This is a genomic window from Arthrobacter sp. 05T47, from assembly GCF_056395825.1.
Genome location: NZ_JBFTKG010000022.1, coordinates 52,677 through 76,642 on the forward strand (window position 1 = coordinate 52,677; position 23,966 = coordinate 76,642).

At 67.6% G+C, this 23,966-nt stretch carries 20 protein-coding genes; 16 read left to right on the top strand and 4 right to left on the bottom strand.

Annotated elements, in window-relative coordinates; genetic code table 11:
• Positions 1–41 precede the first annotated feature (41 nt).
• Together AC1DEY_RS15330 and AC1DEY_RS15335 are read right to left on the bottom strand one after the other, a co-directional pair.
• Positions 42–2,048, bottom strand: coding sequence for an ABC transporter ATP-binding protein (locus AC1DEY_RS15330; RefSeq protein ID WP_476868693.1), 2,007 nt, complete (start codon positions 2,046–2,048; stop codon positions 42–44).
• Complete coding sequence (locus AC1DEY_RS15335; protein WP_476868694.1) at positions 2,045–3,784, bottom strand: ABC transporter ATP-binding protein; 1,740 nt, start codon at positions 3,782–3,784, stop codon at positions 2,045–2,047. The genes AC1DEY_RS15330 and AC1DEY_RS15335 overlap by 4 nt, the downstream gene beginning before the upstream one ends.
• Before the next feature lie 168 nt (positions 3,785–3,952).
• On the opposite strand from AC1DEY_RS15335, the gene AC1DEY_RS15340 reads away from it, so the two are divergent.
• Positions 3,953–4,333: a VOC family protein gene (locus AC1DEY_RS15340; protein ID WP_476868695.1), complete on the top strand. Its 381-nt coding sequence runs from the start codon at positions 3,953–3,955 to the stop codon at positions 4,331–4,333.
• 37 nt (positions 4,334–4,370) lie between these two features.
• Here the strand turns inward: AC1DEY_RS15340 and AC1DEY_RS15345 are convergent, their stop codons facing one another.
• Entirely contained in the window at positions 4,371–4,994 is a 624-nt protein-coding gene (locus tag AC1DEY_RS15345; protein ID WP_476868696.1) for a dihydrofolate reductase family protein, read from the bottom strand.
• A gap of 136 nt (positions 4,995–5,130) precedes the next feature.
• On the bottom strand, positions 5,131–6,051 hold the full coding sequence (locus AC1DEY_RS15350) for a 2-hydroxyacid dehydrogenase (RefSeq protein ID WP_476868697.1): 921 nt from the start codon (positions 6,049–6,051) through the stop codon (positions 5,131–5,133).
• Between the two features lie 136 nt (positions 6,052–6,187).
• On the opposite strand from AC1DEY_RS15350, the gene AC1DEY_RS15355 reads away from it, so the two are divergent.
• The 15 genes from AC1DEY_RS15355 (at position 6,188) to AC1DEY_RS15425 (ending at position 23,865) form a co-directional block, all read left to right on the top strand.
• On the top strand, positions 6,188–7,108 hold the full coding sequence (locus tag AC1DEY_RS15355; protein ID WP_476868698.1) for a serine hydrolase: 921 nt from the start codon (positions 6,188–6,190) through the stop codon (positions 7,106–7,108).
• 519 nt (positions 7,109–7,627) lie between these two features.
• Entirely contained in the window at positions 7,628–8,293 is a 666-nt protein-coding gene (locus tag AC1DEY_RS15360) for a response regulator transcription factor (RefSeq protein ID WP_476868699.1), read from the top strand.
• A gap of 52 nt (positions 8,294–8,345) precedes the next feature.
• Positions 8,346–9,887 carry a sensor histidine kinase gene (locus AC1DEY_RS15365; RefSeq protein ID WP_476868700.1) on the top strand — a complete coding sequence of 514 codons (1,542 nt, stop codon included), beginning with the start codon at positions 8,346–8,348 and terminating at the stop codon, positions 9,885–9,887.
• Between the two features lie 234 nt (positions 9,888–10,121).
• Positions 10,122–11,387 carry a glycosyltransferase family protein gene (locus AC1DEY_RS15370; protein WP_476868713.1) on the top strand — a complete coding sequence of 422 codons (1,266 nt, stop codon included), beginning with the start codon at positions 10,122–10,124 and terminating at the stop codon, positions 11,385–11,387.
• Positions 11,374–12,594 carry a glycosyltransferase gene (locus AC1DEY_RS15375; RefSeq protein ID WP_476868701.1) on the top strand — a complete coding sequence of 407 codons (1,221 nt, stop codon included), beginning with the start codon at positions 11,374–11,376 and terminating at the stop codon, positions 12,592–12,594. Before AC1DEY_RS15370 ends, AC1DEY_RS15375 begins: the two co-directional genes overlap by 14 nt.
• Positions 12,591–13,766 carry a glycosyltransferase family 4 protein gene (locus tag AC1DEY_RS15380; protein WP_476868702.1) on the top strand — a complete coding sequence of 392 codons (1,176 nt, stop codon included), beginning with the start codon at positions 12,591–12,593 and terminating at the stop codon, positions 13,764–13,766. The genes AC1DEY_RS15375 and AC1DEY_RS15380 overlap by 4 nt, the downstream gene beginning before the upstream one ends.
• A gap of 86 nt (positions 13,767–13,852) precedes the next feature.
• Positions 13,853–15,649 (top strand): ABC transporter ATP-binding protein, encoded by a 1,797-nt coding sequence (locus tag AC1DEY_RS15385; RefSeq protein WP_476868703.1) that lies wholly within the window; start codon positions 13,853–13,855, stop codon positions 15,647–15,649.
• 79 nt (positions 15,650–15,728) lie between these two features.
• Positions 15,729–16,859, top strand: a complete 1,131-nt coding sequence (locus AC1DEY_RS15390; protein ID WP_476868704.1) for a phosphotransferase — start codon at positions 15,729–15,731, stop codon at positions 16,857–16,859.
• A gap of 204 nt (positions 16,860–17,063) precedes the next feature.
• The gene (locus AC1DEY_RS15395) at positions 17,064–17,900 is read left to right on the top strand and encodes an alpha/beta fold hydrolase (protein WP_476868705.1); all 837 of its coding nucleotides are present in this window, start codon (positions 17,064–17,066) and stop codon (positions 17,898–17,900) included.
• A 165-nt stretch (positions 17,901–18,065) separates the two neighbouring features.
• A complete protein-coding gene (uraD, locus tag AC1DEY_RS15400; RefSeq protein ID WP_476868706.1) occupies positions 18,066–18,563 on the top strand; it encodes a 2-oxo-4-hydroxy-4-carboxy-5-ureidoimidazoline decarboxylase in 498 nt (165 codons plus the stop codon).
• Complete coding sequence (uraH, locus tag AC1DEY_RS15405; RefSeq protein ID WP_476868707.1) at positions 18,560–18,940, top strand: hydroxyisourate hydrolase; 381 nt, start codon at positions 18,560–18,562, stop codon at positions 18,938–18,940. The genes uraD and uraH overlap by 4 nt, the downstream gene beginning before the upstream one ends.
• Before the next feature lie 490 nt (positions 18,941–19,430).
• A complete protein-coding gene (locus AC1DEY_RS15410) occupies positions 19,431–20,813 on the top strand; it encodes an MFS transporter (protein ID WP_476868708.1) in 1,383 nt (460 codons plus the stop codon).
• A gap of 68 nt (positions 20,814–20,881) precedes the next feature.
• Complete coding sequence (locus AC1DEY_RS15415) at positions 20,882–21,565, top strand: GntR family transcriptional regulator (RefSeq protein WP_476868709.1); 684 nt, start codon at positions 20,882–20,884, stop codon at positions 21,563–21,565.
• Positions 21,562–22,368, top strand: coding sequence for an aspartate/glutamate racemase family protein (locus tag AC1DEY_RS15420; protein WP_476868710.1), 807 nt, complete (start codon positions 21,562–21,564; stop codon positions 22,366–22,368). The genes AC1DEY_RS15415 and AC1DEY_RS15420 overlap by 4 nt, the downstream gene beginning before the upstream one ends.
• A gap of 27 nt (positions 22,369–22,395) precedes the next feature.
• On the top strand, positions 22,396–23,865 hold the full coding sequence (locus AC1DEY_RS15425; protein WP_476868711.1) for an amidohydrolase family protein: 1,470 nt from the start codon (positions 22,396–22,398) through the stop codon (positions 23,863–23,865).
• The last annotated feature ends 101 nt before the right edge of the window (positions 23,866–23,966 follow it).

Sequence of the window (23,966 nt, forward strand, 5' to 3'; positions counted from 1 at the left end):
TCGTGGGTCCCCTCTGACGGCCATGCAGGCCAGCAGGACAGTTAAACCTCCGCCACAGGAGCCGCGAACTGCGCCTCATACAGGGCCGCATAGGCCCCACCCGCGGCCAGCAGCTGAGCATGGCTTCCCTGTTCCACGATCTGGCCGGATTCCATCACCAGGATGAGGTCGGCGTCGCGGATGGTGGAGAGACGGTGGGCAATGACAAACGAAGTCCGGTCGCTCCTCAAGGCGCTCATCGCCTTCTGCACCAGGACCTCGGTGCGGGTGTCCACCGAGCTCGTCGCCTCATCCAGGATCAGCACGGACGGCCGGGCCAGGAAAGCCCTCGCTATCGTGAGCAACTGCTTCTCGCCAGCCGAGACATTGGAGCCCTCGTCCTCCAGGACGGTGTCGTAGCCCGCCGGCAGGGACCGGACAAACCGGTCCACGTAGGTCGCGCGCGCGGCTTCCAGGATCTCGTCCTCAGTGGCAGAAGGCCGGCCATAAGCGATGTTGTCCCGAATCGTCCCGCCGAACAGCCACGTATCCTGCAGCACCATGCCCATCCGCGAGCGCAGCTCGTTGCGGGTCATCGCGGTGACGTCCACGCCGTCGAGCGTGATGCGGCCGGCGTCGAGCTCGTAGAAGCGCATCATCAGGTTCACCAGGGTGGTCTTGCCCGCGCCGGTGTGCCCCACAATGGCAACGGTCTGGCCCGGCTCCGCCACCAGAGAAAGCGAAGTGATCAGCGGCTTGTCCGGTGAGTAGGAGAAGGAGACGTCCTCGAACACCAGCCGCCCCCGGCCCCCGTCAGGCGAAGAAGAGGGAGAAGGATCAGGGCCCTGTTCCTCGGTATCCAGCAGCTCGAACACCCGCTCGGCCGAGGCCACGCCGGACTGCAGCAGGTTCGCCATGGAGCCCAGCTGGGCCAGCGGCTGGGTGAACTGCCGGGAATACTGGATGAACGCCTGCACATCGCCCAGCTGCATCGCCCCGGAGGCCACCTGCAGGCCGCCCACCACGGCGATCCCCACGTAGACCAGGTTCCCGATGAACGTCATGGCCGGCATGATCAGGCCGGAAATGAACTGCGCGCCGAAGCTCGCCTGGTACAGCTCCACGTTCTTCTGCCGGAACCGCTCCTCCACCTCGCGCTGCCGGCCGAAGACCTTCACCAGCGCGTGCCCGGTGTACGTCTCCTCGATCTGCCCGTTCAGCTCGCCGGTGTGCTTCCACTGCGACACGAACAGCTTCTGCGAGCGCTTGGCGATCACCGCCGTCGTCACCAGCGTCAGCGGAATGGTCACCAGCGCAATCAGCGCCAGCGTGGGCGAGAGCAGGAGCATCATCACCAGCACGCCCACCACGGTCAGCAGCGAGGTCACGGCCTGGCTGATGGACTGCTGCAGGCTCTGGGAAACGTTGTCGACGTCGTTGGTCACCCGGCTAAGCACCTCGCCGCGCTGCACGGAATCGAAGTAGCGCAGCGGCAGCGCGTTGATCTTCGCCTCGATCCGCTCGCGCAGCCGGAACACCGTGCGCTGCACGACGCCGTTGAGGATGTACGCCTGCAGCCAGCCGAACACCGAGGCCAGCACGTACAGGGCAACCGCCCACAGCAGCACGGTGGCCAGGGCGGTGAAGTCGATCCCCGTGCCGGGCGTCAGCGTCATGGCGCTGAGCATGTCCGCCTGCTGGGTCTGCCCCGCGGCACGCAGCTGGGCGATCACCTGGGCCTGGGTCTCACCGGGCGGCAGCTGCTTGGACACGACGCCGGCGAAGATCAGGTTGGTGCCCTCGCCCAGCAGCCGGGGCCCGATCACCGAGAACGTCACGCTCACGACGGCGAGCAGCAGTACCAGCACCAGCCACAGCCGTTCGGGCCGCAGCTCCCCCAGCAGCCGCCGGGCCGACGGGCCGAAGTTCATGGCTTTCTCTGCCGGGATGTTCATCCCGGCAAACGGTCCGCCACGGCCGGGTCCGCCGGCGGGGCGGGGAATCCGCAGCGGCGCCTGCGTCGGAGCAGCGGCGGGGGCCGGCGTGGGCGCCTTGTCGGTGCGGCTCATGCTGCCTCCTCCGCCGCGAGCTGGGAGTTCACAATCTCCTGGTACGTCTCGGACGTTTCCAGGAGCTCGGGGTGCGTGCCGTGCGCGACGATCCTGCCGYGGTCCAGCACCAGGATCTGGTCCGCGTCCACGATGCTGGAGACCCGCTGGGCGATGATCACCAGSGTGGCCCCGGCCGTGTGCYGCYTGAGCGCCTGCCGCAGCCTGGCGTCCGTGGCGGTGTCCAGCGAGGAGAASGAGTCGTCAAAGATGTAGAGCTCTGGCTGTTTCACCAGGGCCCGGGCGATGGCGAGCCGCTGCCGCTGGCCGCCGGAGACGTTGGTGCCGCCCTGCGAGATCGGCGCGTCCAGCCCGCCCTCCAGCTCCTCCACGAAGTCCTGCGCCTGCGCGATGGCCAGGGCCCGCCAGATCTCGTCCTCGGTGGCGTCCGGTTTGCCGTAAAGCAGGTTGCTGCGCACCGTGCCGGARAACAGGAAGGGCTTCTGCGGGACCAGTCCGATGTGCCCCCACAGCAGGTCCGGGTGGAGCTCCCGGACGTCCACGCCGTCGATCCGCACCGAGCCGGACGTCGCATCGAACAGCCGCGGCATCAGGTTCACCAGGGTGGTCTTGCCGGAACCGGTGGCCCCGATGATCGCCGTCGTCTGCCCCGCCCGGGCGGTGAAGCTCACGTCCGAGAGCACCGGCTGCTCGGCACCCGGGTAGGCGAACCCGACGTCGCGCATCTGAAGCTCGCCCCGGCCGCTCCGGCCGGCAAAGCTGACCGGATGCAGTGGCGGCCGGACGCTGGACTCGGTCCCGAGCACCTCGCTGATCCGGTCCGCGGAAACGGAAGCGCGCGGGATCATGATCGCCATGAACGTGGCCATCATGACGGACATCAGGATCTGCATGAGGTAGCTCAGGAAGGCGATCATGGTGCCCACCTGCATGGAGCCGTCCTCGATCCGGAATGCGCCGAACCAGATCACGGCCGTGCTGGAGACGTTGAGCACCAGCATCACGGTGGGGAACGCGAGTGCCATGAGCCGGCCGGCGCGCAGCGCGCTGTCCGTGACGTCCTCGTTGGCGCGGGCAAAGCGCGCGGTCTCCACATCCTCCCGGACGAAGGCCCGCACCACGCGGATGCCGGTGAGCTGTTCGCGCAGCACCCGGTTGACGGTGTCGATCCGGCCCTGCATGAGCTTGAACAGCGGCACCATCCGGATGATGATCGACCCCACCCCAATCAGGAGTACGGGCACACTCACGGCGATCAGCCAGGACAGCTGCACGTCCTGCCGGATGGCCATGATCACGCCGCCGATGCAGAGCATGGGCGCCGTGACCATGAGCGTGGCGGACATCAGGACCAGTTGCTGGACCTGCTGGACATCGTTGGTGGAGCGGGTGATCAGGCTGGGCGGGCCGAAACGGGTGACTTCCTGCTCGGAGAATTCGGCCACCCGCGTGAAGATGGCCCCGCGGACGTCCCGGCCCAGCGCCATCGCGGCCTTCGCGCCGAAGTAGACGGCGGCGATGGTGCAGGCGACCTGCAGCAGGGTGATCATGAGCATCATGCCGCCGATGCGCAGGATGTAGTCGGTGTTCCCTGTCGCGACGCCCTGGTCGATGATGTCCGCGTTGAGGGTGGGAAGGTACAGCGAGGCGATGGACGCCGCCAGTTGGAAGACGACGACGGCGAGCAGCAGCCGCCGCTGCGGCCTCAGGTATTCGACAAGCAGTTTCCAGAGCATCCGGTCTCCACTTCACGCGTCACGGGCTGTTTCGCACAGAACGATGTGACGGTCAGTCTACGTCCGGCCGCCGGGAGCTAGCTGGGTTTCTCTCAGGGCGAATCGGAGTGTGTCCCCGCGGCAGGCATATCAGTTGCCGGGCTTTGCGGGCGGGTGTAGCTTGGCCGGATGCTGAGCATTGGCTCGATCGTGATCCGGGTGGACAACCTCGAACGCCAGATGCGTTTCTGGCAGACCGCCCTGGGCTACGAGCCGCGGTACGCACCCGACGGCGACTTTGTGATCCTGGCGCCGACGGACGGTGTGGGCACCTGCATCTCCCTGGACCGCGTCCCGGCCGCCGTCCAGGTGCCGCCGCGCCTGCATCTGGATCTGTACACGGACACCCAGGGCGCTGAAGTGGACCGGCTCCTGGCCCTGGGCGCCACGCGGGTGGAGTGGAGCAAGCGGCCGGCGGACGCCGACTATGTGATCCTTGCCGATCCGGAGGGCAACAGGTTCTGCGTGGTGGACACAGCCCGGCCGGAGAATTCACCCGAGAACCCGTAGCCCGCAGCGGCGGCCCGCCTGCCCCTCCTGACCTTTCCTAAGCCTCCTGATCGACGTCCGACATGTCGCCGACGCCGGGCGTGCCCTCGGCGAGGGCGTAGCGCTGCATCACCGCACCCTTTGGCGAGGCGACCACCGGCTCGATGAGCCTGAGGTTCGTCGGAACCACCCCGTCGGCGAAGACCTTCTTCCCCCCGCCGAGGAGGATCGGATACACCCAGAGCGTGAGCCGGTCGAAGAGCCGCTCTGCGAACAGGGTCTGCACGAAGTCGAGACTGCCGATGACGTGGGTGTTCGCGTGCCGGTCGCGCAGTTCGCGCACGGCGGCGGCGACATCAGGGCCGAGCAGTGTGGAGCCGGCCCACTCCAGGGCAGGCGCCTGGCGCGAGGCCACGTATTTCGGGAGGCGGTTGAACAGCCGCGCGATGTCCCCGTCCGCGTGCGGCCAGTACGCGGCGAAAATGTCGTAGGTCCGGCGCCCCAGCAGCAGCGCATCCATCTCCGCCATTCCGGAGCCGACCTGTTCGTCGACGACCTCGTCCCAGAGAGGCGCCTGCCAGCCGCCAAACGCGAAGCCGCTGTCCGGGTCCTCGTCAGGCCCGCCTGGCGCCTGCGCAACGCCGTCGAGCGTGGTGAACAGGTCGATATGGATCAGTCCCATGCCGTGCTCCTTCGCTGCCGCCCGTCGTCGTCTTCCGGCGATGGGATCACTTCGAGGCTGGCACAGGATCCCCTGCGGAGCAACGGTTCCCGCACGGCAACGGGCATCAACGGCTCGGCCGTCCTGCCTGTCCCGATCAGCCGCCCAGCACCACGTTCGCGGGCGGTTCGCCGGCCAGCATGAGCCCGATCTGGCGCTGCAGCAGCCGGCCCATCCGGGGGCGCATCGCCGAGCTCGCCCCGCCCACGTGCGGGCTGATGATGACGCCCGGTGTCCGCCACAACGGGTGGTCCTGCGGCAGGGGCTCGGGATCGGTGACATCCAGCGCGGCGCGGATCCGTCCGGAGCCGGTGTGCCGGACCAGGGCGTCCGTGTCCGCCACCGGTCCGCGGGCCACATTCACCACCAGGGCGCCGTCCGGCATGGCCGAGAGGAACGCGTCGTCGATCAGGCGCCGGGTGGAGTCGCTGAGCGGGACCCCCACCACCACGATGTCGTGCTCCGGCAACAGCGCGTGGAGTTCCTCGATGCCGTGGATGGGACCCCGGTCGTCCGTTCTCGCCTTGCTGGCCACCCGGGTCACGGACGTCTCGAAGGCAAGGAGCCGGTCCTCGATCGCCTTGCCCACCCCGCCGTAGCCGACGATCAGGACCCGCCGGTCGGCCAGGCTGGCGGTTGGCCTGGCGTCCCACCGGCCCTCCTGCTGGCTCTGGACCAGGCGGGGCAGCTCGCGCTGGCTGGCGAGGATCAGCGCGAGCGCCAGCTCCGCGGTGGAGGTCTCGTGCACGCCGGCCGCGTTGGCGAAGATCCGGCCGGACGGCAGGAACTCCGCCACGCCGTCGTACCCGATCGACTGGCTCTGCACCAGGGCCGTGTCCACCGCCTCCAGGCCTTGCAGGACCTGCGGGCCGCCCATGTAGGGCGGCACCACGATGTCGATCCGCGGCACGGGCGGCTCACCGGCGAGGTCCCATTCCAGGATGGTGACGTCCGGGTGCGGCTGAAGGTATTCACGCAACGCGGCGTCCGGCAGGCTGACAGTAATTTTCCGGGTCATGAGTGCCAGCGTAGTAGACCGGCGAGCGGGATTTTTGGCCAACTTCGGCGCTCCCCCGCGCGCTCCGTGGACTTCACCCCCGGCCGGGCCTAACGTCAGAGGCACCACCCCCTGCCGAGCCCGGAAGGCCACGCACATGACGAATCCGGTGCCCAGGCCGGCCGCTCCGACGCACCGCAGGAACCTGGTGCTGGTGTGGGCCGTCACCGCGCTGGTGCTGGCCGCCGTCGTGGTCCTCGGCGTCTTCCGCACCGCCCCGCCGGGCAATACTTTCTCTGGCGGCGGTTTCCTGGCCGGCAGTCTCCTGACCGCCGCCGGCAGGCAGGCGCCGAACCCGTCCCCCACGGCGACGGCGGCCCCGGCGCCCGCCGTCGACCTCCCCGCCGAGATCCAGCGGATCATCGGTGAACACCCCGACCACAGGATCGGCGTCGCCGTGGTGGATACCCACGACGGCCAGCTGCAGAGCTACGGCGACGTGGCACTGTACACGGCGGCAAGCACAGCGAAGGTCCTGACCGCGGCCGCCTACTACCACCTGGTGGAAACCGGCGATAAGTCCCTCGACGCCCCGATGGGCTCGTTCAACGCCGCGTTCCAGCTCAAGGCCATGATCAACACCAGCAGCGACGACTCCTGGCTGCTGCTGATGAAAGACATCGGCTACCCCAACCTCACCGCCTACGCCGCCACCCTCGGCATCACCTACGATCCCGAGCAGAACCTCCTGGCCCCGCCGGACATGGCCCGGCTGCTCCAGCAGCTCGCCACCGGCAAGCTGCTCAACGCCGGCCACACCGCGGAACTGCTCGGCTACATGCAGCACACCAATGACGAGGACCTCATCCCGGCGGCCGTGGACCCCGGCATCACCGTCCACCACAAGTACGGCGTAGTGCAGGGCTACGTCCACGACGCCGCCCTGCTCAGCGCCGGGGACCGCTCCTACGCGGTGGTCATCTACACGTGGGGACCGGACGACGCCGACAGTGCGGCCCGCCTCGACCTCATCCACGATCTGACGCACCAGGTCACCGGCGCCCTGTTCCGGCAGTAGCGGTGTTCAGTTAGTAGAGGTGTTCAGTTAGCAGTGCTGCAGCGGCGTGACATGGCGCCGTGCAGCTGTGCGGGAGCTGTTAACAGACTGAATTTCCACCAATCAAAGGTGGCGCACGCTCCATTACAGGGGCAGGATGAAAGAAGCGGGAATAGTCTCAGCCGCAGCTGCCCGATGGAGCCCCCACCGTTGGGCCGTCCTCTGGAGGAGCACCCAGATGTTCATTCCTTCTGAATCTCGTACCTGTCGTCCCGCCGAAGCAGGGACCTCCGGTCCCGCACGGCCCGCCGCGCCGCCCTGACCGAAGCACGCGCCAAAAAGACAGCGGGCCCCATACCAGGGGCCCGGACCCCGCCCGCACTCCGGGCTGATCGAGGCTGCTGGGGCCTCGGAATTCCTCCCGGCTCGTGCGCAGGAGATGCCGCAGTATTGGGGCAAGCCAGGATCCCGCGCATGATGTCCGCGCGACCGCGCGGCCTACAGGGACTTTCCGGATCCGGGCTTTTCCAGGGAGTCACCTTGATCCGCATCCTCATCGCAGAAGACGAAGAACGCATCTCCCGCTTCATCGAAAAGGGACTGCGCGCCGCCGGCTACGCGCCCACCGTGGTCGCCGACGGCGTCACGGCCGTGGACTACGCGTCCAGCGGCGAATTCGATCTCCTGCTCCTGGATATCGGGCTTCCCCGGCTGGACGGCTATGCCGTCCTGGCGGCACTGCGCCGCGGCCAGGTGGGCATCCCGGTCATCTTCCTCACGGCTCGCGGATCCTCCACGGACACCGTCGCGGCGCTGGAGGGCGGCGCCGACGACTACATCGTCAAGCCGTTCCACTTCGAGGAACTGGTGGCCCGCATCCGTGCCCGGATCCGCAAGGGGGACTCCGGCGATCCACCGTCGACAAACGTGATGCGCTACGGGCCCCTGGAGCTGAACCTGCTCACGCGCACCGTCAGCGTCGACGGCAGGATGGTGGAGCTCTCCTCCCGCGAATTCTCCCTGGTGGAAATGTTCCTGCTCCATCCCGGCCAGGTCCTGAGCCGGCAGCAACTGCTCAGCCACGTATGGGGCTACGACTTCGACGGCACTTCCAATGTGGTGGACGTGTACGTGCGCCAGTTGCGGAGAAAGATCGGCGCCGAGCGCATCCTCACCACCCGCGGCGCCGGGTACCGCCTGAGCTAAGCAGGTCTTCGCGGTACGTGAAGGGACAGGGATGTCTCAGGAAAGGAGCGCAGTGACCACGTCGGACGAACATCCAGGCGGGAGCGGCCAGGCCGCGCCGCCCGCTGGGTCCGCTGCGCCGGAAACCCAGGACCCGTCCGGCTGGGGCGCAAAGATCCACTCGGTGCGTTTCCGGGTGGTGGCCGCCATGTTGGGCATGATGCTCGCCGGGCTGGTCACCGCCGGGCTGGTCACGTTCGTGGTCCAGTTCCAGGATTCTGATGCCAGGGTTGACCAGGCGATCCTGGACAAAGCCAACGCCGTGGTCAGGCTTGTCCAGACCAAAAAGCAGACGTCCGGGGACTATGCGAACAGGACGTACATCAGCGCGCTTCGCGAGGCCGCGGAAGATATCGAGCCCCGCAGCAACGAGGTCATGGCCGGAATCGTGGACGGGCGCGTGGCGTGGACCGTTGAGGGCAACGGGGACCACGCCCTTCTGAACAACACCATGTTCGCCGACGCCGTCCAGCTCAGGAGTCCAATGGGCGCCTCCTTCGGAGAGCTGAACGCGGACGGCCGCCCGCTGAGGACTGTGGTGGTGCCCATGAAGGGCGCCACCGGGACCTTCTTCCTGGTTGGCCGGGACGCCGGCGACCAGCGCGAGCATAACGCCGACTCGGTCCGGACGTACTCGCTGGTGGCCCTCGCCATGCTCATGGCGGCCGCTGTGATCGGCGGGATCGTTGCCGGCCGCCTGCTCGATCCGCTCCGCCGTATGCGCGAGGCCTCCAGGGCGGTGGGCCCGGAAGACCTCACGCAACGGGTGGAAGTCCGCAAGGGCGAGGACGACGTCACACTGCTCGCCAAGACCTTCAACACCATGCTCGAAAGGCTGGATGAAGGCGCCCAGCAGCAGCAGCAGTTCCTGGACGACGCCGGCCATGAGCTGCGGACCCCGCTGACCATCCTCCGTGGGCACCTCGAGCTCGTGACGGTGGATGACCCGGACGACGTCATTGCCACGCGCGACGTGCTGCTGGACGAGGTGGACCGCATGCAGCGCCTGGTGGACGACCTCCTGCTGCTCGCCAACTCCGGCGATCCCGGCTTCATCCGGCGTGAATCCGTCCGGATCCCGGAATTCATGGACCAGGTCATGGAAAAGGTGCACGTCCTGGCCGAGCGCAACTGGCAGATCGATGAAAAGGCCGACTACGTGGTGGAGGCGGATCCGCAGCGCCTCACACAGGCCCTGGTCCAGCTCGCCGCGAACGCCGTCAAATACACCGGGCTTTCCTCCACGATCGCGCTGGGTTCCCGGATTGAGAGCCCAGCGGCAAACGACGGGGCCTCGCGCCCACAACAGGACACCCTGGTGCTGTGGGTACGCGATGACGGCAGCGGAATCGCCGCGGAGGACCAGCAACGGATCTTCGAACGGTTCGGCCGGGCGCACACGGGCCGCGGCGAGGAAGGTTCGGGACTGGGCCTTGCAATCGTCGCGGCAATCGCCCAGGCGCACGGCGGCGTGGCCACCGTGGAATCCGAATACGGCCACGGCTCCACCTTCCTGATCAAGATCCCCCTGCAGGCCGCCAACGTCCGCGTCTGACTGAGCCGCGGCTGTTCTGGTTCGCTAATCTGGCGGCTGATAAGCGCACGGCCGCAAAGTCCGGCCCTTTGATGAGGAATCCTTAATCTTCCCCTCATCCCATCCTCACTCTTGGGGCGCAGGCTGATGAATATCATCAGACAGCGCCGGCACCGGACCCATTTGTGATCAGAATCAGTTGCGATCACCGCTGTGTCCCGTGCATCGGGGGCGGGAGGATTTGCTGTGGAGCCAATGCGGATCGTGCTGTACTCACATGATTCAGTGGGCCTGGGACATGTGCGTCGGAATCTGGCGCTGGCCCACGCACTGACCAATCAGCTGCCCGGGCTTATCGGCCGCCCAGTAACCGGAATCCTCATTACCGGCACAGCCCTGGCCCCGGCGTTCCTGCTGCCCGAGGGGTGGGACTGGGTCCTGCTGCCCGGCGTGGCGAAGGGTTCCTCGGGCTACCTGCCCAGGAACCTGACGCTGCCCATGCAGGAGCTCGTGCCGCTGCGGGCCAGGCTGCTGCAGGCAACGCTGGCGGGTTTCTCCCCCCACTTGGTGGTGGTGGACCGTCACGCCACCGGCGTCCACGGCGAACTCGAAACGGCATTACGGCGCGCACGCACGGCCGGGCCGGTCCGCGTGGTGCTCGGCCTCCGCGAGGTCCTTGACGCGCCCGCCGCGGCCCTCGCCGAATGGGCCAGGGTAGGCGGACCCCGGGTGGTCAAGGACCTGTTCGATGCCATCTGGGTCTACGGCGATCCCGCCGTCCACGATCCCGTCGCCGCCGGCGAAATACCGTTCACCCTCCGGAAGCTCATCCGATACACCGGCTACCTCGCCGAGGGCCGCCCCGCGGCCTCTGGCACCAGCTGCATGCCCGGGCAGTACTACATGACAACGGTCGGCGGAGGCTCGGACGGTTACGCCCTGGCCAGTGTCGCCGTCGCCGCGCCGGTCCCTGACGGGCTGGGACACCTGGTGGTCGCCGGACCTCAGATGCCCGCCGAGCAGCTCAACGACCTCCGGAAGCAGGCCCGCCCCGGCGTCAAGGTGGTGGCAGCCGTGGATGACCTCGTGTTCCACATCCGGCACGCCAGCGCCGTCGTCGCCATGGGCGGCTACAACACGGTGTGCGAGATCATGAGCACCGCGGTTCCCGCGCTGATCGTGCCCCGCACGCAGTCGCGCGCCGAGCAACGGATCCGGGCCGCGTCCCTGGCCGCGGCAGGGTACTTGGAGCAGCACGAGATCGGCACGCTCACGCCGGAGATCCTGGCCGACTGGCTGGCCGCCCGGATCGGCACCACCGTGGACCGCCGTCGTGCGGTGCTGGACGGCCTGATCCGCGTTCCTCAACTGGCCGCAGAACTGCTGAGGCCGCTGGCCGACTCCGACCAGTTCGGCACCGAAGTTGCCACGTCCGATCAGTTTGGGGCCGATGAGTTCCAGCCGGACGAAAGCATCGCCACAAGGCGCGCGAAGGGCGGTGCGAGCCGTGTCGCCGTCTGAACCGGGGACCGCCTACGTCCTCAAAATGTATCCGCGATTCTCCGAAACGTTCATCGTTGCGGAAATCCTGGCCCGCGAAGCGGCGGGGGACCGGATCGAGATCTTCTCGCTCCTGCCCACCAACGACTCACGGTTCCACCCCGAGCTCGCCCGGGTCCAGGCACCGGTGACCTACATTGACCGCCCCATCAAGACGATAGCCCTGTGGGAGGCCCTCCAGTTGGCCGAGGAGGCGGGGCTCACGGCCGCCCTTGGCCTGAACTTCGCCAAACTCGCCGCGGCGACGGCGGACGAAGCAGTCCAGGCCATCAACCTGGCCACCGCCTTGCAGGGCCGGAACATCCGGCACATGCACGTCCACTTCGCCTCGGGCGCCACGACGGTTGCCCGGCTGGCTTCCTTTATTACCGGCATCCCCTTCTCGTTTACGGCCCACGCCGTGGATATCTTCCATGAATCAGTCCAGGACGAGGATCTGCGGCTCAAGCTGGAGCAGGCCCACCACGCCGTGACCATCAGCCAGTACAACATGCGCTACTTGCGCCGTCGCTTCCCGGGCTCGACGTCCCGGCTCCATCTGGTGCGCAACGGGCTGGAGCTGGAGCGCTTCCCTTACCGGGAGCCCCACCCGCTAGGAACCACCCTGCGGATCGCCGCCATCGGCCGCCTGGTGGAGAAGAAAGGCTTCCAGCATCTGCTGCCCGCGGCCGCGGAACTGCTGGACCAGGGGGTCAAAATGGACCTCCGGATCGCCGGGACGGGGCCCATGGCCGAGGAGCTGGAGGCCAGCATCGATCAGCTCCGGCTCCGCGAGCACGTCCGCCTCCTCGGCCCCCAGACCCAGGACCAGGTCCACGAGCTGCTCCACTCCACCGATATCTTCGTGGCGCCCTGTGTGATCGGCGCCGACGGCAACGCGGACGGCATGCCCACGGTCCTGCTCGAGGCCATGGCAACCGGCGTCCCCTGCGTCAGCACATCCGTCACTGGGATCCCCGAGGTGGTCCGGAACGGCTCCACCGGAGTCCTGGTCCGGCCGGGCAACCCGCACGTCCTGGCCCGCGGCATCCGCACGCTCAGCTCCCCCGCCACGGACAGGGTTGCCATGTCCCGCAATGCCCGCGCCCTGATCGAGGAGGACTACGACGTCCACCGCCAGGCCGAGATCCTGAGGTCCCTCTCCCGTTCGGAAAGGAGAGTCGCATGACACGCGTGGCATACCTCTGCGCCGACCCCGGCGTGCCTGTTTTCGGCACCAAGGGTTCCTCGGTGCACGTCCAGGAAATCGTCCGGGCGTGGCGCGGGACCGGCGCCGCCGTCACGGTCTACTGCACCCAGATCGGCACGGAGCGGCCCAGCGATCTTGCCGATCTCGACGTCGTCGAAGTCAGGCCGGAATCCGTCCCGGGCCCCGCCCGGGAACGGGCCGTACAGGACGCCGCCTTGGGCCTGGCGGACGAGGTCCTGCGCAACGGCTGCGGGCTGTTCTACGAGCGCTATTCGCTGTTCAGTCCGGCGCTGTCCGTGGTGGCGCGCATCCTGGACGTGCCGTCAGTACTCGAAGTCAACGCCCCACTCATCGAGGAGCAGCAGCGGTACCGTCAGTTGCTTGATGTGAAGAAGGCTGAGACGGTTTTCCGCCGCAACGCGGCAACGGCCGACGTCGTGGCCTGCGTCTCGGATCCCGTGGTGCACTGGGTGCGGGCGCGGGTGCCGACCGCCAGAACCGTGCTGGCAGCGAACGGCGTGAACGTCGACCGGATTTCGGCCCGCCGGCCCGGGCGCCGGAATCCGGATCACCTCACGGTCGGGTTTGTCGGAACGCTGAAGCCCTGGCATGGTGTCCCCGGCCTGCTGCACGGTGTGGCCCTGGCCAACCAACAGACGCTTGACCCGGGCCTGCGCTGGCAGGTCCAGGTGGTTGGTGACGGCCCCGGACGGAAGGATCTCGAACGCCTCGCCGAGTCTCTCGGCGTGCCAACGGTGTTCACCGGCGCCGTTTCGCCGGCTGCCGTGCCCGGACTCCTGGCAGAATTCGACGCCGCCGCCGCCCCCTATCCCCCGGACGCCCCCGGCGAGGACGATTACTTCTCGCCGCTGAAGGTCTTTGAGTACATGGCGGCCGCGCTGCCCGTGATCGCGAGCGCCGTGGGCCAGATCCCATCCATCATCCAGGACGGCCGCACCGGAATCCTCGTGCCGCCCGGGGAGCCGGCCGCACTCGCGAATGCCCTCATCCGGCTCGGCGAAGACCCGAACCTCCGGGAGAGGCTCGGGCTCGAGGCCCGCAGCGACGCTGTGCAGAGATTCAGCTGGAGCGGTGTGCTGTCCCGGATCACCGAGGCCCTGCCGCCTGCACGCAGACTGGCCAGGCAATGACCACCGCTGCCAGGCATTCATACCCCCGTAGCTGGCGAACACTGTGGCGAAGGACCGGCACCAACGCGTCCTCCGAACCCACTCCGATGCAGCGGACCTTGCGCTGCATCCGCCCGCATCTGCGCGGGCACAGGCTGCTCATCACCTGGGGATTCATTGCCATGGCCGTGGAAATCCTCTTCCGGCTTCTTGAACCGTGGCCCGTGAAGATCGTCCTCGACTCCGTCTCACACTCACTCGGCGCCAATCTGCGCAGGTCCCCGCTCAGCGTGGAGGCAAGCTCCGAGGTGCTGCTTCTCTGCGCCGGCGCAATAGTTGTCATCAGCCTGATCCGGGCCGTGGCAAGTTACTTTTCCGCGATCTCGTTTGCCCTCGTGGGTACCCGCATTTCCTCCGAACTACGCGCCCGGACCTTCCGCCACCTCCAGAGCCTGTCGATGCGCCACCACAGCCACGCCTCCACCGGCGACACGGTCCAGCGGCTCGTAGCGGACGTATCCCGGCTGCAGGACGTGGCAGTCACAGCAGGGCTCCCTCTCATCGGCAACATCGTGTCGCTGATCGCAATGATGATCATCATGCTCTGGCTCGATCCTTTTATCGCTCTGGTGACGTTCCTGTCCATCGGGATATTCATTTTGTTTTCCCGTAAGAGCTCGGGATCGATTACCACCGCGGCCCGCAAATCACGCAAGGGCGAAAGTGCCCTGGCCACCACAGCCGCACAAACCCTGGGAGCAATGCGCGAAGTCCAGGCGTATGGACTCGAAGACACCCTCAGCTCGGGCTTCGGCAAGAGCAACCAGGCAGCGTCTGGCTCGGGGGTGGCCACGCTGAGGCTGTCCGCCAGCCTGCAGCGGAAAACCGACGTCCTGACCGGAATCGCGACGGGGGTGGTCCTGGCTGCCGGCGGATGGAGGGTGATGCAACATGCGATGACCCCCGGAGATCTGACCGTTTTCCTGTTTTACCTGAAAACCGGGATGAGGCCGCTCAAGGATGTGGCCAGGTACACCAGCCGCATCGCCCGCGCGACGGCCTCCGGGGAAAGGGTGGCCGACCTGCTCGACGCCCAGAGTGACGTTCCCGAGTCACCGAACGCCGTCGCGCTCAAGAGCCCCCACCCGGACGTCGTGTTCGACAACGTCTGGGCCGGCCACTTCGACGGGGCTTCGGTGCTCAAGGGAATCACCCTGACCATACCGGCGGGTCAGCACTGCGCCGTTTTGGGGCCCTCCGGGGCAGGGAAGTCCACGCTGGCAAGCATGATCCTTCGGATGGTGGACCCGTGGGAGGGGAGTGTCAGCCTCGGAGGGGAGGACCTGCGGGGCCTGACCATCGCTTCCGTGCGTTCCCATGTCTCAATCCTGCTCCAGGACTCCGTGCTGTTCGGAACTTCGGTCCGGGAAAACATCAGGTTCGGCCGCCTCGACGCCACCGATGAGGAGATCGAAGCCGTGGCAGTCCTTGCCCAGGCCGACGGTTTCATCCGCGCACTGCCCGAGGGCTACGAAACTGTCCTCGGCGAGGCGGCCAACGATCTCTCTGGCGGACAGCGTCAACGGCTGGCCGTCGCCCGCGCCATGCTCCGCAAGGCCCCCATCGTGATCCTGGACGAGGCGACGGCCGGTCTTGATCCGGCCTCCCGGGATTCRGTCCTSGACGCCCTGGACACACTCACCGAGGGCCGGACCTCCATCACCATTACCCACGACGTCAACTCGGCCCAATCGTGCGACCGGGTGATCTGGCTCGAAGACGGCGAGATCCTCGAAGATGGGGSGCCGCAGTCATTGCTGGTCGATCCGGACTCCCGCTTTGCCGGCTGGGTCCACCGGCAGCAGATGGCAGAACCGGGCGAACTGTTCAAGGTGCCGAAATGAGCATGGCCCCGCAGGGACAATGGYTGCAGGCGCAGCGGCCGCCGGACTGGCATATCCGCCGAGCCCCGGAGTTGATCGCATGAGCTGGCACTCGCCGGTCCCACGGTCGGCCGTCGACTCTTCCGGGCAAACCTGGAAGATCCACCGGGTGTGGCCGGACAGCACGGTCGGCGACTACATCCTGGAGGTCGTTGCGCCGGGGCAGGCCGGCGTCCGGGGAGGCGTGCTACGCGGCGGAGTGTTCGAGCTGTTGCCCGCGGACGATCCCGGGCTTCCGTCCCTGCGGGCCGAGGCCCGGCGCGGGGAACTGGTGTCCTACCGGCCGCACATGCGCGCCGTCGTCCGGACCGATGCTGGCTACATCAAGGTCTTCCCGCCCGGCGGTGCGATTGTGCCCGCCGAACGCTGCGCACAAACCAAACTTCTCCTGGACCCCGAGACCTTCACCGCACCCAAAGTTCTGCGGAACTCTCCGGACGTCATCGTCTTCAGCGCCGTTCCCGGCCAGCCCCTGGGGGATTTGGGCGACGACACCGCGGGTCTCAGCGATGAAGAGTTCGACCGACTGTGGGAGAGATGGCAGCACGCTTGGACCGCCCAAGTGGGTAGCTCCGCCGGGCACGCAGCCCTGGCCGCGTTGCCCGCCCATTCCCCGGAGGTGGAGGTCGCGGATCTGCGGCGCTGGGTGAACCGCTGGCTGCGGCACTACAACGACATCCCGGAAGCCGCATCCCAACGCGCCACCCTGAGCGCACGGGCCGACGACGTGATCCGGAACCTGCTCCGGACCGCGCCGGATCCTCTGGTCTGGGCGCACGGGGACCTCCACGACAAGCAAATCCTCGCCGCCGGCGGCCCCTCGCCGCTGGGCCTGCTGGATTTCGACGATACCGCCCAGGCCGAGGCCGCACTGGATCTGGCCAACCTGGACGTTCATTTGGAACTGAGTGCCCGCATACCCTGCATTTCGCCGGACCGGTATCTGGCTGCCCACACGCGGATCCTGGCCGCCGCGGAAGAGCTGCACGTCAGCCCGGACCGGTTCCATGCTTATTCCGGCGGCGCCTGGCTTCGGCTGGCCTGTTCCCCGTTTCCAAAGCGCTCGGCAAGGGCCCTGGCTGTGCTCGACGAACGTGCCGCGCATATTCCGCTCGAGTCCGGCCTCCTGTCCAGCTTCGCAAGCSAGGCTAGGGAAGCCGGGGGCCGCTGACATSGGCTGGCACCCGCCCGTCCCGGCCGCAGTGGCCCGCCCTGGCGGAGGAGTTCCCCATTCCGGATGGTGAGCAGACACTGGCAGCGGGGGTCACGGCCGCTAGAGTGGGGCACACGTACTGACTGCACCCTGCACCGTATTGTTTCGCAGGGCTTCGCACGGCACTGTTTCGCACGGCACCGCACCGGGAGGACCGCTGGCATGGCTTACATCAAGGTTGGAACCGAARACAGCACAGAYGTCGAGCTCTACTACGAGGACCACGGATCCGGCCAGGCCGTGGTCCTTATCCATGGCTACCCGCTGGACGGCTCGTCCTGGGAAAAGCAGACCACGGCCCTCCTCGGCGCCGGCTACCGGGTCATCACCTACGACCGCCGCGGCTTCGGGCAGTCCAGCAAGCCCACCGGGGGCTACGACTACGACACCTTCGCTGCGGACCTGAACACGCTCCTGAACGACCTGGACCTGAACGACGTCGTGCTGGTGGGCTTCTCAATGGGCACCGGCGAGGTGGGCAGGTACCTCGGAACCTACGGCTCCGCCCGGGTCGCCAAAGCCGCATTCCTGGCCTCGCTGGAGCCCTACCTCCTGCAGGCCGAGGACAACCCCGGCGGCGTCCCGCAGTCGGTGTTCGACGGGCTCCTGGAAGCCGTGACGGCAGACCGGTACGCCTTCTTCACGGAATTCTTCAAGAACTTCTACAACAGTGAGACCTTCCTCGGCACCCCTCGGCTGAGCCAGGAAGTGATGCATGCCGGATGGAACCTCGCCACAACGTCCGGGCCCACGGCATCGGTGGCAGCGCAGCCCACCTGGCTGACGGACTTCCGCGCCGACATCCCCAAAATCGATGTCCCGGCCCTGATCGTGCACGGCACGGCGGACAACATCCTGCCGATCGACGTCGCGGGCCGCCGGTTCGCCGAGGCGCTGCCGAGCGCGGAATACGTGGAGATCGACGGCGCCCCGCACGGCCTGCTCTGGACGCACGCCGCGGAGGTCAACGAGGTGCTGCTGCGGTTCCTCCGGAGCTAGCCGGCGCCCACCCGGGCCCCGTCTTCCGGTTGACACCCGCCACAGGGTACGGTTCAATTTTTTGCATATGCTGAAATAACAGTTCCACGATACGGATACAGTCTGAAAAACTCGTTCGTATAGCCTACGCCGTGGATGCCAGCATTGACACAAAGGATCTGGCACATGCTGTTGGAAGACTTTAACGCTGCCGGACGCGAGGAGGCCGCCGCGGCCCTGCGTCCCTGCCTGGACATTGGGCGGTGGATCGAAGAGATCGTCGATTCCCGGCCCTTCGACWGCACCGAAAACCTGCTCGGGGCCGCCGGCCGCGCGGCGGAACCGTTCACCGACGCCGAGGTGGAGGCAGCCCTTGCCCACCATCCCCGCATCGGCGAACGCGCCGCGGGCAACAGCACGGAGGCCCGGCTCTCCCAGTCGGAGCAGGCCGGCCTGGGCATCCCGGATCCCGCCGTCGCGGCGGCCATCGCCGCGGGGAACCGGAGCTACGAGGAAAAATTCGGCCAGGTGTTCTTGATCCGCGCGGCCGGCCGCAGCCGGGAGGAGATCCTGGCTGCCCTCAACGCCCGGCTCGCCCACACCCCCGAAGAGGAACAAGTGGTGATCGGCCAGCAGCTGCGCGAAATCGCGGTACTCCGAATCGAAGGACTGATCGGCGCATGAGCACCCCCGCCAGCAATCCCCCCGCCAGCAATCCCTCAGCCATATCCCATGTCACTACGCACGTCCTGGACACCGGCTCCGGCAAGCCCGCCGCCGGCGTCGCCGTCACCCTGGACAAGCTCSACGGCGAACGCTGGGAAAGGATCGCGGCCGGCGCCACGGATGACGACGGGCGCGTCAAGGCCCTCGGCCCCGAACACCTGGGCTCCGGAACATACCGGCTGGGCTTCGACACCGGAACCTATTACGCCGCCGCCGGGACCGAGACCTTTTTCCCCGAAGTCACGCTGACCTTCGCGGTGTCCGAGTCGCAGCCGCACTACCACGTGCCGCTCCTGCTGAGCCCCTTCGCTTACTCCACCTACCGAGGCAGCTAGGCCCCGCGCCGCCGCCGGACCCCACGTTGCTCTGTCAGATCGGGCTGCCCTGAAGGCTTCAGGGCAGCCCGATCTGATAGCGCATGCGCTCTGCGCCATGGGACCCAGGCCAGTCACAATCGACATTTTTCCCGYGAACRGGGCCCGCCGGCYCACGCCCCTTGACAGTGCTCCACGTCACTTCTATTCTCAATTTTGGGATCCCAAAACGGGATCCCAAAACAGCAAGCTTGCCGGGCCCCGGCTTCCGCACCTGATCCGCACCTGATCTGAACCTGATCCGCACTTGATCCGCACYTGATCGGCGGACTGATGTCAGCGCTGATATCAGCCCCCTCTATCAACACTCGGCAGCCCGCACACGGGACGCCCCCACGCCAGCCCCCCACGCCAGCACCCAACGCCAGCACCTCAGGCCAGCACCCTGGCCCACGAAACAAACCCTCCCGCATCACTCGCCGGCATTTTTCCTCTCTATCAAGGAGAAGTTGTGTCTCTTCCAAATACCGAAACCGCCAATACCGAAACCCCCAGCACCGACGTCGCAAGTACCGAAACCGCAGGACAACCCACCCGCGCAGGCTCCAAGGACGGCGTGCAACGGCGCACCAGGGTCCGCTGGAAAATGTTCCTGCTCCTGCTGGTCCTCGTCTCCGTGAACTACATCGACCGGGGCTCCATCTCGGTCGCCCTGCCCATCATCCAGAAGGAATTCAACATGGCCCCGGAGCTCGTGGGCCTCCTGCTCTCGGCCTTCTTCTGGACCTACGCCCTCATGCAGATCCCGGTCGGCTGGCTGATCGACAAGTTCGGTCCGCGCAAGGTGATGACCGCGTCCTGCGTCGGCTGGGGCGCCGCGACGGCGGCCTCCGGCCTGGCCGGGGGCTTCCTCACCATGTTCATCGCCCGCCTGGGCATCGGCGTCACCGAGGCCGGGGTCATGCCGGCCGGCGGAAAGCTGAACGCCATCTGGATGCACAAATCCGAGCGCGGCCGCGGCGCCACCATCCTTGACGCCGGRGCCCCGCTGGGCGCCGGGCTGGGCGGCATCCTCATCGCCGGCCTGATCGCCTCGACGGGCAGCTGGCGGACCGCCTTCATCATYGCCGGCGCCGCGACGGTCCTCATGGGCCTCGCCGTCTGGTGGTACGTCCGKGACAACCCCCGCCAGCACCGCGGAGTCAACGACGCCGAGGCCGAGTACATCGAGGCCTCCCACGCCGCCGAGGACGCCGAAGCCGAGCTCGACGGCAGCAAGGGCAAGCGCGCCCTGCTCCCCTACCTGAARTTCCGCTCCTTCTGGGCCATGTGCTTCGGCTGGCTGGGCTTCAACGGGGTCTTCTACGGCCTGCTGACCTGGGGCCCGCTCTACCTGGCCCAGGCCAAGGGCTTTGACCTGAAGACCATCGGCTGGTCCACGTTCGTSATCTTCGGCGCCGGGTTCGTCGGCGAAATCCTCGGCGGCACCATCGCCGACAAGTGGCGGGCCGCCGGCGCCTCGGCCAACCGCGTCATGCGCACCCTCCTGGGCACCTCCAGCGTCGTCGTGATCGGCGGCCTCGTCGGCGTCACCGTCGTGGCGGACCCGACGACGGCGGTGGTCCTGCTCGCCATCGTCATGTTCTTCCTGCGCTGGGTTGGCCTGTTCTGGAGCATCCCCTCCATCCTGGGCGGCCGGACCAACGCGGGCGTCCTGGGCGGCGCCATGAACTTCAGCGGCAACATCTCCGGCTTCGTCACCCCGATCGCCGTCGGACTGATCGTCGGCGCCACCGGCTCGTACACCTGGGCGCTGCTGTACTTCGTGGGATCGGCGATCATCATGGGAGCCTCCGTGCTGACGCTGGACTACAACAAGCGGCTCCCTGTCTAAGCTAGGCCACGCAACACCTGTTCCCGGAGCCGGGAACGCAGTGCCACAAGAACCCGAAATGGAGCACCATGCCTACCGCAGACGAAACCCAGGACAAGGAACGCCCCCTCCGCGAGGCCGTCCGGGACACCCTCCGCACCAGGATCTTCGAAGGGCACTACGTTCCCGGCACCAGGCTGGTGGAACGCGACCTCGCCGCCGAATTCAATGTCTCCCGCCTCCCGGTCCGCGAAGCCCTGCGCATGCTGCGCCAGGAAGGCCTGGTCAGCGACCGCGGCGCGCGCGGAGCCGAAGTCAGCTCGCTCAGCGCCAAGGACGTCGAGGATCTCTTCGACGTCCGCCAGTCGCTCGAAGTGCTGGCCTGCAGGCTGGCCGCGGCCCGCGCCACCCCGGAAGACCTCAGCAACCTCAAAGCCCTGCTGGACGCGGCCGAGGCGTCCCTTGCTAAAGGCGCCATCATGGACGCCCACCGGGCCAACAGCGAATTCCACGATGCCATCACCCGGATCGCGGACAACGGATTCCTCAAATCCGCGCTCGAACCCCTCCAGGGCCGGATGCACTGGCTGTTCCGGCATGTGAGCGACCTCCCCGAACTCATCGAGGAACACCGCGCCCTCTACGCCGCGATCGCCAGCGGGAACCCGGACCKGGCGGCCRCCCAGTCGGCGTCGCACATCGACAAATACCGGGAACAGTTTCCGGAGAATTTCCGCCGGACGGAACCCGACCTTCATCGGAAGAAGAAATGAAACTCCTTGTCATCAACCCCAAYATCAGCAGCGACGTCACCGCGCTGATCGAATCCGAAGCCCGGCGTTCCGCCTCGCCCGGAACCGAACTGGTGGTCCGAACCGCCGGCCACGGCGTCGAATACATCGAAACCCGCTTTGAAGCGCTGATCGCCGCCGGCGCTGTCGCCGAGATCATCGCCGAGTACACCGGCAGCGCGTCCGGCGGCGGCACGTCGGGCGGCGGCATCGACGGCGTCGTCGTCGCCGCCTTCGGGGACCCCGGCATGCCCGCGCTGAAGGAACTGGCCGATRTTCCGGTCATCGGGATCACCGAGGCGGCCCTGTGCGCCGCCGCCCTGCAGGGCCACCGGTTCTCCATCATCGCCATCTCCGACCGGATCCGGCCCTGGTACCAGGACTGCGTGGAACGGTTCGGCCTCGGCGGCCGGCTGGCCTCGATCCGCTCGATCAACGAGGCCCTCAACGGGATCGGTTCCGTCCAGGAGGACTTCAAGGAGACCCTGCTGGCACTCAGCCGCCAGGCGGTCACCGAGGACGGCGCCGACGTCGTGATCCTCGCCGGCGCGCCGCTCGCCGGACTGGCCCGCGAGCTTGCCGGCCAGATCCCCGTCCCCGTGGTGGACGGCATTTCCGCGGGCATCCAGATGGCCCAGTCCGTGGTCARCCTCMAGTCAGGGCCGCACCGGKCCGGCGCCTTCGCRCCCCCGCCGGTSAAGGCCCGCAAGGGCCTATCGACAACCCTCGACGCCGCCCTCACGACGGCGCAGCRGGCCSCGCTGGCGACCACRCYYACCCACTAAGTAACTTTTCCCCGAAGGAGGACAACGATGTCCCACACCCCAGACCTTGTCATTGCCAACGGCACCGTGGTCAACAGTTTCGGCCGCCAGGAGGCCCACGTCGTGGTTCACGGCGGGAAGATCGTCCAGCTCGTGGACGCTGCCGAGCCCGTTCCGGCCGCCGCCAGGACCATCGACGCCACCGGCCAGCTGGTGATTCCCGGCGGCGTGGACGGCCACTGCCACGTCGCCCAGGTGACCGGGCGGTTCCGGACCCTGGATGATTACCGGACCACCTCCACCGCCGCGCTCTGGGGCGGCACCACCACGATCATTGACTTCGGCATCCCCCGCGACGCCCGCGAGACCCCGCTGGCCGCGGTCCTGCACAAGAAGGAACTGGCACGCGAGTCCCGCTGCGACGTCGCCCTGCACGGCTCKGTGGTCCAGTGGGACGAAACCGTGCCCTGGCAGCTCGAACAGCTCGCCGCCGAAGGTGTCCGGTCCGTCAAGATGTACACCACCAACCGGGGCAGCACCATGGCCGACGGGGACACCATCCTGAAGGTCATGCGCGAGATGGTCCGGCTGGACGGCCTCACCTATATCCACGCCGAACACGATCCCATCATTGCCGACTGCACCCGGCAGCATGCGGACGACGGCCGGATCGGCATCGAACACCTGCACCGCACCCGGCCCGAACTCGCGGAGGAGATCTCGGTCAAGGAGACCTTGGCGATGGCCGAATACACCAACGCGCCCGTCTACTTCGTGCACCAGTCCACGCCGGGTGCCGTGGACCTTGTCACCGAGGCCCGCAGCCAGGGACGGGACGCCTTCTCTGAGACGTGCCCGCACTACCTCACCCTGGACGACACCGTCTACGGCACGTCCTTCCCCGAGTGGTACGCCTGCTGCCCGCCGATGCGCAGCCCCGAGACCGTCGCGGCGCTGCGGGACCGGCTTGCCGCGGGCGCCATCCACACCGTGGCCTCGGACCACTCCTGCTACGACCTCGCGCAAAAGCGCGAACGGTCCGATGACATCCGTGCCATGCCGCACGGCCTGCCGGGAGTGGAAACGCGCATGCCGGTCACCTTCACCGCCATCATGGACGCCGACGGCGGCGCCCGGGTGGAAGACTTCGTGGAAGTCTTCGCCGCGGGGCCGGCCCGGATCAACGCCCTGCCSGGCAAGGGAACCATCGCGGCGGGGTWCGACGCCGACATCGTCGTYTTTGAYCCCGCCCAGGAACGCACCGTGGACGGCGSCGCCCTGCACATGGGGACTGACTTCTCGCCGTTCGATGGCCGGACACTCACCGGCTGGCCCGCCGTCGTCGTGTCCGCCGGACGCATAGTGCTGGACGCCGACGGCTTCCATGATCCAGGCCCCACGGGCCGCTTCGTGGCCCGCAACGGTTTCCGCGAACACCAGGCCGCCGCCGCGGCCACCGCGCCCGCTGCCGCGGCGCCCGCTGCCGTCACGGCTTCTGTCTACCCCGCTGCACTCTAGGAGCACCCATGCCTTCCGCAACCCGCCCCACCCGCATCGGCATGATCGTGCCGTCCTCCAACACCTGCCTGGAGCCGCAAAGCTACCGGATCCTCGGCGAC